Here is an 8,660-nt window from a genome sequence, read left to right as displayed (position 1 = left end):
GGCGCGTTCCGCTCCACGCTGTGGGTGTTGGCCGCCGCTGCCGTCGTCGTGGCCGGGTTGTGCCTCGGACTGCACCGGAGCCGGACCACACGATGACCACGGTCCCGCGGTGACCGAAAACCACAGGCCGTTATGAACCACCGGCACTACTGAACGGCGCGACATCCGAGAGGGCCCCGACCCACCGTGGTGGATCGGGGCCCTCTCGGATGGCCTCGTGACGGGTCGGTCAGGCCTGGCCGACCTCGAAGCGGGTGAAGCCCTTGACGGTCGCGCCGGCCTCGTCGAGAACGTCCTTGACGGTCTTCTTCGAGTCCTTGACGAACGGCTGGTTCACCAGGACCGCGTCCTTGAGGAAGCCCTTGAGCCGACCCTCGACGATCTTCGGCAGAGCCTGTTCGGGCTTGCCCTCGGCCTTGGCGGTCTCCTCGGCGATACGACGCTCGTCGGCCTTGACGTCCTCGGGGACCTCGTCCTCGCTGGCGTAACGGGCCTTGAGCGCGGCAACCTGCTGCGCGGCGTTGCGCGCGGCCTCGGCGGCGGCGTCGCCCTCACCGGTGTAGGACACCAGCACGCCGACGGCCGGCGGCAGATCCGACGCACGCTTGTGCAGGTAGATCGCGACGGGACCGTCGTAGAACACGACGCGACGCAGTTCGAGCTTCTCGCCGATCTTGGCCGAGAGTGCCTGCACGGCGTCGGCGACGGTTCCGTCACCGAGCTTGGCTGCCTTGAGCTCCTCGACGTCACTGGTCTTGGCGGCCAGCGCGGCATCGAGCACCTGGTCGGCGAGTTGCTGGAACTCGGCGTTCTTGGCGACGAAGTCGGTCTCGGAGTTGAGCTCGATCATCGCGCCGTCCTTGGCGGCGACGAGACCCTCGGCGGTGGACCGCTCGGCGCGCTTGCCGACGTCCTTGGCGCCCTTGATGCGCAGTTCCTCGACGGCCTTGTCGAAGTCGCCGTCGTTGTTCTCGAGCGCCTTCTTGCAGTCCAGCATTCCAGAGCCGGTGAGCTCGCGGAGACGCTTCACATCGGCTGCGGTGTAGTTCGCCATCGTTGGCGAGCCTCCTTAGAGAGAGTGATCGGTTACTCGGCGCGTCCCGTGGGTACGCCGGGGGTCAGGACGCCGGGGTGGCGTCGCCCTCGGCGGGCGCGGTGGCCTGGGTGAGCAGTTCCTGCTCCCACTCGGCGAGGGGTTCGCCGCTGCCGGCCTCCGGCTTGGAGTCGTCCGACGCCGCACCGGCGCGGGCCTGCACGCCCTCGGCAACCGCCGAGGCGATGACGCGGGTGAGCAGCGCGGCGCTGCGGATGGCGTCGTCGTTGCCCGGGATCGGGTAGTCGACGACGTCGGGGTCGCAGTTGGTGTCGAGGATCGCGATGACCGGGATGTTGAGCTTGCGTGCCTCACCGACAGCAATGTGCTCCTTGTTGGTGTCCACCACCCAAATGGCGGATGGCACCTTGGCCATATCGCGGATACCACCGAGGGTCCGCTCGAGCTTGTTCTTCTCGCGGGTCAGCATCAGGATTTCTTTCTTGGTGCGACCCTCGAAGCCACCGGTCTGCTCCATGGTCTCGAGTTCCTTGAGACGCTGCAGACGCTTGTGGACGGTCTGGAAGTTGGTGAGCATGCCACCGAGCCAGCGCTGGTTCACGTACGGCATGCCGACGCGGGTCGCCTCTCCGGCGATCGACTCCTGCGCCTGCTTCTTGGTGCCGACGAACAGGATGGTGCCACCGTGGGCGACGGTCTCCTTGACGAATTCGTAGGCCTTGTCGATGTAGGTCAGCGTCTGCTGCAGGTCGATGATGTAGATGCCGTTGCGGTCGGTGAAGATGAATCGCTTCATCTTCGGGTTCCAACGGCGGGTCTGATGCCCGAAGTGTGCGCCGCTGTCCAGCAGCTGCTTCATGGTCACGACAGCCATGAGGTCTCATTCCTTTGTGTCGGTTGATGTTCGGTACCGGGTGGTCCGAACCCTGGCGCCCGTGTCCGCGTGGAACCCGGAGGTACCGGGACCGCCCACGCGGAGGGTTGTCGACCTCCTCCACGACGGGAGGCGATCTGGTGACGAGCGCGCGAAGTCACCCCGCCGTCGGCGAGGTGCCCGATCAGTCTACGCGTATGCCCTGCACAGCTCCAAAATCTGCCCTGCACAGCTCGGTGGATCGCGGCCGACGACCTGCGGCCGCGGAATTCGTTCGACACAAAGGGAGCCGATCGTCGGTGCGCTGCGTCTGATCTGTCATGACCATTCCCCTGCGCCTTCGGCGCGCCCTTGTCATCGGCGTGGCAGAACTCGTCGTCGTGGTGTCGTTGCTGCTGGCGGTACCCGCATTCGTCGGCGCGCAGCCGTCCTCCGCGGCGAATGTCAGCGCGCCACCGGGTTCGCGATACTCGGTGCCGCTGTCGCCCCGGCCGACGGTGGTCCGCGGGTTCGACGAACCGACCCGGCGCTGGCAGCCGGGGCACCGTGGAATCGACCTCGCCACCACCTCCGGCACCGCGGTCCTGGCCGCGGGTGACGGGATCGTCCGCTTCGCCGGGATCGTGGCGGGCAAACCGACGGTGTCGATCGAGCACGACGACGGGGTGATCACCACCTACGAGCCGGTGCGCGCCGGCGTGGGTCGGGGTGTCCGGGTGCGTCGTGGACAGGCGATCGGGACGATCGAGGCGGGCCACCCCGGATGCACGGCGGCGGCGTGCCTGCATTGGGGAGCACGGCGTGGGAGCGGCCGCGCGGCGGACTATCTCAACCCGCTGGCCCTCCTCGGCGCGGTGCGGGTGCGACTGAAACCGGTCGACGGTCCGGTGTCACCGTGAGTGATTCACGCGCGGGGGTGGGCCTGCTGATGAGCTGCGCGCAGGCGTTCGACGCTGACATGGGTGTAGAGCTGGGTGGTGGCGAGCGAGGAGTGGCCCAGCAGCTCCTGCACCACCCGCAGGTCGGCGCCACCCTCGAGCAGATGCGTTGCGGCGCTGTGGCGCAGTCCGTGCGGTCCCATGCGCGGTCCGTCGATCGCGGCCACAGCCGTGGCCACCACCGTCCGGGCCGTGCGCTGGTTCAGGCGTCCACCCCTCGCCCCGAGCAACAGCGCAGCGCCGGAGCCGTCGGTGGCCAGGCGGGGGCGACCGTGGGACAGCCAGGCCTGTAGGGCGTGGTCGGCGGGTGCCCCGAACGGAACGGTCCGCTGCTTGTCGCCCTTGCCGATCACCCGCAGGACCCGGCGACCGGTGTCGACGTCGTCGAGATCGAGTCCGCACAGCTCGCCGACGCGGATCCCACTGCCGTACAACAACTCCAGGATGACCCGGTCGCGGAGGGCGATCGGGCCGACGTCGTCCTCGGCGGTGGAATCGCCCGTGTGTGCCGGCGACACGGCGGACACCGCGGCAGCGGCTTGCTCGGCGGTCAGCACTGCAGGCAGGGTGCGATGCGCCCGGGGCGCCTGCAGCCGCGTCGACGGATCACTCGCGAGTAGACCTTCGCGAACGGCCCACGCGCAGAAGGTCTTCGCCGAGGACACCTGGCGGGCAACGGTGGTGCGGGCGGCGCCGCGGCGCGTGTGTTCGGCCAGCCACGCGCGCAGCAGGCCGAGATCGATCGCCGAGATCGCCGCGCCACGTGCTCCGGCGAAACTGATGAGTCCGCGAACGTCACCGGAGTAGGCGCGGATCGTGTGCTCGCTGTGTCCCTTCTCGAATCGCAGATACTCGGCGAAGTCGGCCAGCACCGTGGATCCGCGTCCGACGTCGGCGCCCACGCCGTCGACGGAGCCCGGCCGGTCGGCCCGGTCTGCATCGGTCATGCGGTGAGCACATCGCTCGACCGCCGATCCGGCAACCACACACGCCGTGTCGTTGCCGGATCGGTACAGCCCGGACCCGATCGTGACGGGTCGAGGTGGCCTCAACGAACGAGGTTGCGCACCCGTTGTCCGAGCCCTGGCTTCTCGGCGCCTTCCTCGGTCTCGCGGAGTTCGGCCTTCCACTGCCGGAATCCCTCCTCGGTACGGCCGCGGCGCCAGTACCCGGAGATCGATGCGTTGGCCGCACCCACCCCGCGCTCCTTGCGGACGTAGGCGCGCAGGTTGTGCATGACGGCCTGCGCCTCACCGTGGATGAACACCTGCGGCTCTCCCTCGAGCCAGGCTGCCTCCCGGACCGCAGCGACGAGCGGTGCGTTGTCGCCGGCCTTGTCCTCGCCGACCTCGCCTGCCCCGCCACCGCGATGCAGCCAGGTGATCTCGGCGCCGGCGGGTGCGCTCAACTCGAGTTCGTCGTCGGGGCCGGCAACCTCGATGAAGACCTTGGCCACGGCATCGGGGGGCAGTGCCTCGAGGGCCGCGGCGACGGCGGGCAGACCTGCCTCGTCGCAGGCGAGCAGGTGCCACGGTGCGGCCGGATCGGGGTGATATCCGCTACCCGGGCCGAGGAAGTGCACGGTGGTACCAGGTTCGACACTCGCCGCCCAGGGCCCGGCGAGCCCCTCGTCGCCATGCACGACGAAGTCGATGAGCAGTTCTCGACGCTCGGCGTCGACCTTACGCACCGTATAGGTGCGCAGCGTCGGTTGTTGTTCGGGCGGAAGCGATCTCGATGCCCGTGGGTCGAAGTTGTCGGGGAACTCCACCCCCTCGGGCATGAAGATCAGCTTGACGTACATGTCCGTTTCGGCACGTCCGTCCCTGCCGAGGGCGGGCACGAAGTCGTCGAATCCGTCGCCCCCGAGAAACAGTCGCACCATGTGCGGGGTGATCTGTTCACGCCGCAGGACCGTCATCGTGTTCACTCGCTTGGCCATGGGACCTCCTTCACCCGAACCATAGTACGCCGGGTTAGGTCAACCTAACCTGCGGGTCCGGGTAAAGGCGTCAGGCCAGGCGCCATCCGCTGCCCTCCATGGCCACCAGACCACCGAGTTCCAACACGGCAAGTGCCGCCCGGACCTCGCCGATCTCGACGCCGGCCGAGAACACCACCTCCTCGACCGTGACTGCGCCGCGACCCGGCAGCGCATCGTGGACGCGTTGTTGAATCGGCGTGAGTCCATCGGTGCTGCGGGGCGTTCCCCGGTCGGCGACTCCCCCGCCGTCGGGGGCCGCCATCGTCCGCACGGCGGCGCCATCGGCCACGAGTGCGGCGCGTCCGTCGGCAATCAGCTCGTGACAGCCGACCGACGTCGCCGAGGTGACCGGCCCCGGCACCGCACCGAGCGGTCGCCCGAGTTTCACCGCCCACGCGGCGGTGCTCACCGCACCGGAGCGGGCGCCCGCCTCGACCACCACCACGGCGTTCGACAGGGCGGCGACGAGACGGTTGCGGGTGAGGAATCGGTGGCGCGCCGCGGTGGTGTGCGGCGGGTACTCGGAGACGATGACACCGCGCTCGGCGATCTCGGCGAGCAGACGGGAGTGCGCAGCGGGATAGTCGCGGTCGATACCGCATGCCAGGACCGCCATCGTCGCTCCGCCACTGGCGAGCGCCGCGCGATGGGCGACCCCGTCGATCCCGAACGCGGCACCGGAGACGATGCCCCACCCGTGGTCGACGAGTTCCTCCGCGAGCAGGCCGGTGACGTGCTCGCCGTACGACGAGGCGGCACGCGATCCCACGAGGGCGATCGAGGCCGCCGCCAGATCGTCCAGCCGGGCCGGTCCGCGCGCCCACAGCGCCAGCGGCATCCCACCGCGCTCACCGGTGTCTGCATTCGCCAGTGCCAGCAGCGAAAACCCCGGCCATTCGTCGTCGTCGGGGGTCACCAGCCGCGCACCACATTTCTCGGCGACCGCGAGGTCCGACTCAGAGCGGTCGTCGCCGGCACGCGCCTGCGTCGCCTTGAGCACGGCCTCGTGCCCGCGCGGCACCTGCCCGCGCGCGATGGCCGCCGCGGCCTCGACGACGCCGATCTCGGCGACCAGTGCTGTCAGCGGCACACACGGCGGTTCGGCGACGCGGGCCAGATAGGCCCACGCGCGTCGTTCGGATTCGGTCGTCGTCATCGATAGCTCCCCCGATCGCGGTAGAGAAGTGCTTGGGCCACTTCGGTTTCGGTGGGCACCGCGCCCCCGGCCAGGTCGGTCAGCGTCCAGGCCAGCCGCAGCGCGCGATCTGCGCCGCGCGCGGTGAGTCGCCCCTCCCGTAGGCTCAGGTCCACCGGCCGAACGACCTTGGGCGGCAGCCGGAAACGCCTGCGCAACGCCGGTCCGGGTACCTCGGCATTGGTGCGCCAACCGAATTCGCGCCATCGCTCGGCAGCCGCGCCGCGCGCCGCGGTGACCCGTGCGCGGATGTCGGCGCTCGACTCGCCGGTCTCGGTGGCCAGCGCAACGTTGCCGGGCGGATCCATCCGCACCCGGATATCGACGCGATCCATCAGCGGCCCTGACAGTTTGCCGAGATAGCGCCGCCGGACCACCGCACTGCAGATGCACTGCACATCCCGGGTCGGTGCGCACGGACACGGATTGGCGGCCAGGATCAATTGGAAACGCGCGGGATAGACGGCCACCCCGTCGCGCCGCGGCACCTTGACCACCCCCTCCTCGACCGGTTGGCGCAGGGAGTCGAGGACTTTCGGGCCCATCTCGGCGCACTCGTCGAGGAACAGCACCCCGCGGTGGGCCAACGACACCGCCCCCGGCCGTGCCATCCCGGTACCGCCACCGAGCAGCGCGGTGGTCGTCGTCGTGTGATGCGGATCGATGAACGGAGGCGCACTGACCAACGGCGACCCCGGTGAGAGCACTCCCGCGATCGAATGGATCGCCGTCACCTCCAGCGACTCCTCGTCGTCCAGTGGCGGCAGAATTCCCGGCAACCGCCGCGCCAGCATCGTCTTCCCGATCCCGGGCGGCCCCGTCATCAACACGTGATGGCTTCCGGCAGCAGCGATCTCGAGCGCATGCCGCGCCTGCGCCTGGCCCACTACGTCGACCATGTCGGCAACCGCGGCCACCGGCGGCGGCACCGCATTCTCATCGACCGTGTCAAGCACGAACGACCCCGCCAGCCACCGCACCACCTCCCCCAACGTGCGCGCCCCACCGACCTCGATCCCCGACACCAACGACGCCTCGGCCACCGTCGCCAACGGCACCACCGCCCGCGCAAACCCCGCATTCCGCGCCTCGATCACCGCAGGCAACACCCCGGCCACCGGCCGAATACCACCGTCGAGCGCCAACTCCCCCAACATCACCGTCGAGGACAACTTCACCGGCGAAACCTGGTCACGCGCAGCCAGAATCGCCACCGCGATCGCCAGATCATGCGCCGAACCACGCTTGGGCATCGTCGCCGGCGACAGATTGACCGTCACCTTCAGATCAGGAAACGTGAACCCCGAGTTGCTGATCGCCGCCCGAATCCGATCCCGGCCCTCCCGCAACGACGCATCGACGTTACCGCCGATCGCAAACGACGGAAGCCCCTGGCCCACATTGGCCTGCACCTCGACCGGCTTGGCCTCGAACGCATTCAAACCCACCGAATGCGTGCGCCCCAACGACATACGCGCCGGCACCAGATCCTCACTCGGTGATACCGACATGATGGCGCACCTCCGCCCGCTCCATCGCCGACGGATTCGACCGATCCAACTGCACCGAGATGACATCAAACCGAATGCCCGGCCACCAGATCTTCTGCTGCGCCAACCACATCCGCGTCAACTTGCGCATCCGCGCCAACTTGTCGGCCGTCACCGCCGCCACCGGGTCGGCGAAGACCCGCGACGCCCGCGTCTTGACCTCCACCACCACCAACCGACGTCCGTCAAAGGCGATCAAATCCAACTCGCCGTAACGATTACGCCAATTGCGTTCCAGGATCGACCAACCCAGCTCGGTCACGAACTCGGCCGCCCGATCCTCACCGAGCCGGGCCACCTCCGCCCGCCCCAGACGACCACCCCGGGCTCTCACAGGTTCCGCTGTCATGACGACAACGATCGCCCCTCACACCCACACCACCGACCCCCACGACCCACAACACCCCCACCACCGTGCACACGGTGAAAACTGTGGAGAAATCAGGTACGGAAAAACCCACCACGAAGCGACGTCAGGAGAAGCGTCGACTCCCAGACTGTGGTCACAGCCGGGTTCAGGGCTCGTCGGGCAGCCGCAACTCGGGCTTCTCGAGCTCCTCGATGTTGACGTCCTTGAAGGTGAGCACACGCACCTGTTTGACGAACCGGGCCGGGCGGTACATGTCCCATACCCAGGCATCGCTCATGCGGAGTTCGAAGTAGACCTCGCCCTCGGCGTTGCGGGGCACCAACTCGACGGCGTTCGCGAGATAGAAACGGCGCTCGGTCTCGACCACGTAGGTGAACTGGCCGACGATGTCCTTGTACTCGCGATACAGGGACAACTCCATCTCGGTTTCATACTTCTCGAGATCCTCAGCGCTCATCCTGTAAGCCTATCGCGGGAACCGTGGTCGCCGGCGTCGGGCGCGGCCGCGCCGACACCGGGCTCCGCGGTGGCGAGCAGCCGCCGCGACGCGACGTTGCGGTAGGACATCCGGTGTTGCGCAGAAGGTCCGAGTCGGTCCAGACAGGACATGTGCAACGCGGTGCTGTAGCCCTTGTGGACGGCGAACGAGTAGCCGGGCACCTCGCCGTCCATCGCGACCATGATGCGGTCACGCG

Annotated in this window: 9 protein-coding genes and 1 pseudogene; 1 reads left to right on the top strand and 9 read right to left on the bottom strand. The window is 68.6% G+C overall.

All coding sequences use genetic code 11. The features are described 5' to 3' along the window. Positions 1 to 229 precede the first annotated feature (229 nt). Together tsf and rpsB are read right to left on the bottom strand one after the other, a co-directional pair. The gene (gene tsf / locus B1964_RS08305) at positions 230 to 1,054 is read right to left on the bottom strand and encodes a translation elongation factor Ts (protein ID WP_006371319.1); all 825 of its coding nucleotides are present in this window, start codon (positions 1,052 to 1,054) and stop codon (positions 230 to 232) included. 64 nt (positions 1,055 to 1,118) lie between these two features. Beyond that, a complete protein-coding gene (rpsB, locus tag B1964_RS08300; protein ID WP_006371318.1) occupies positions 1,119 to 1,928 on the bottom strand; it encodes a 30S ribosomal protein S2 in 810 nt (269 codons plus the stop codon). Between the two features lie 320 nt (positions 1,929 to 2,248). Between rpsB and B1964_RS08295 the strand changes: the two genes are divergently transcribed. Continuing rightward, entirely contained in the window at positions 2,249 to 2,827 is a 579-nt protein-coding gene (locus B1964_RS08295) for a peptidoglycan DD-metalloendopeptidase family protein (RefSeq protein WP_006371317.1), read from the top strand. A gap of 5 nt (positions 2,828 to 2,832) precedes the next feature. On the opposite strand, the gene B1964_RS08290 is transcribed toward B1964_RS08295, so the two are convergent. The 7 genes and pseudogenes from B1964_RS08290 to B1964_RS08260 all read right to left on the bottom strand — a co-directional run. After that, positions 2,833 to 3,813: a tyrosine recombinase XerC gene (locus B1964_RS08290; RefSeq protein WP_240523909.1), complete on the bottom strand. Its 981-nt coding sequence runs from the start codon at positions 3,811 to 3,813 to the stop codon at positions 2,833 to 2,835. 101 nt (positions 3,814 to 3,914) lie between these two features. After that, entirely contained in the window at positions 3,915 to 4,808 is an 894-nt protein-coding gene (locus B1964_RS08285; protein ID WP_079929466.1) for a siderophore-interacting protein, read from the bottom strand. A 70-nt stretch (positions 4,809 to 4,878) separates the two neighbouring features. Then, positions 4,879 to 6,006, bottom strand: a complete 1,128-nt coding sequence (gene dprA, locus B1964_RS08280; protein WP_020171545.1) for a DNA-processing protein DprA — start codon at positions 6,004 to 6,006, stop codon at positions 4,879 to 4,881. Beyond that, positions 6,003 to 7,517, bottom strand: a complete 1,515-nt coding sequence (locus B1964_RS08275; protein ID WP_079929465.1) for a YifB family Mg chelatase-like AAA ATPase — start codon at positions 7,515 to 7,517, stop codon at positions 6,003 to 6,005. The genes dprA and B1964_RS08275 overlap by 4 nt, the downstream gene beginning before the upstream one ends. 19 nt (positions 7,518 to 7,536) lie before the next feature. After that, positions 7,537 to 7,944 (bottom strand): YraN family protein, encoded by a 408-nt coding sequence (locus B1964_RS08270; RefSeq protein WP_026920180.1) that lies wholly within the window; start codon positions 7,942 to 7,944, stop codon positions 7,537 to 7,539. Positions 7,945 to 8,110: 166 nt separating this feature from the next. Then, positions 8,111 to 8,422, bottom strand: coding sequence for a DUF2469 domain-containing protein (locus B1964_RS08265; RefSeq protein WP_006371311.1), 312 nt, complete (start codon positions 8,420 to 8,422; stop codon positions 8,111 to 8,113). After that, a pseudogene (locus B1964_RS08260) lies at positions 8,419 to 8,660 on the bottom strand (ribonuclease HII); the annotation flags it as partial. The gene B1964_RS08265 and the pseudogene B1964_RS08260, both read right to left, overlap by 4 nt.

Origin of the sequence: Gordonia sp. i37, from assembly GCF_002043085.1 — a bacterium.
Classification (GTDB): Bacteria; Actinomycetota; Actinomycetes; order Mycobacteriales; family Mycobacteriaceae; genus Gordonia; species Gordonia polyisoprenivorans.
This window is presented reverse-complemented; position numbering and strand designations above follow the sequence as displayed.

Bases quoted from the DNA above. Each gene is read 5' to 3' on its own strand.
- dprA (WP_020171545.1), bottom strand. From the start codon at position 6,006: ATGACGACGACCGAATCCGAACGACGCGCGTGGGCCTATCTGGCCCGC.
- B1964_RS08275 (WP_079929465.1), bottom strand. From the start codon at position 7,517: ATGTCGTTGGGGCGCACGCATTCGGTGGGTTTGAATGCGTTCGAGGCC.
- rpsB (WP_006371318.1), bottom strand. From the start codon at position 1,928: ATGGCTGTCGTGACCATGAAGCAGCTGCTGGACAGCGGCGCACACTTC.
- tsf (WP_006371319.1), bottom strand. From the start codon at position 1,054: ATGGCGAACTACACCGCAGCCGATGTGAAGCGTCTCCGCGAGCTCACC.
- B1964_RS08285 (WP_079929466.1), bottom strand. From the start codon at position 4,808: ATGGCCAAGCGAGTGAACACGATGACGGTCCTGCGGCGTGAACAGATC.
- B1964_RS08290 (WP_240523909.1), bottom strand. From the start codon at position 3,813: ATGACCGATGCAGACCGGGCCGACCGGCCGGGCTCCGTCGACGGCGTG.
- B1964_RS08265 (WP_006371311.1), bottom strand. From the start codon at position 8,422: ATGAGCGCTGAGGATCTCGAGAAGTATGAAACCGAGATGGAGTTGTCC.
- B1964_RS08270 (WP_026920180.1), bottom strand. From the start codon at position 7,944: ATGACAGCGGAACCTGTGAGAGCCCGGGGTGGTCGTCTGGGGCGGGCG.
- B1964_RS08295 (WP_006371317.1), top strand. From the start codon at position 2,249: ATGACCATTCCCCTGCGCCTTCGGCGCGCCCTTGTCATCGGCGTGGCA.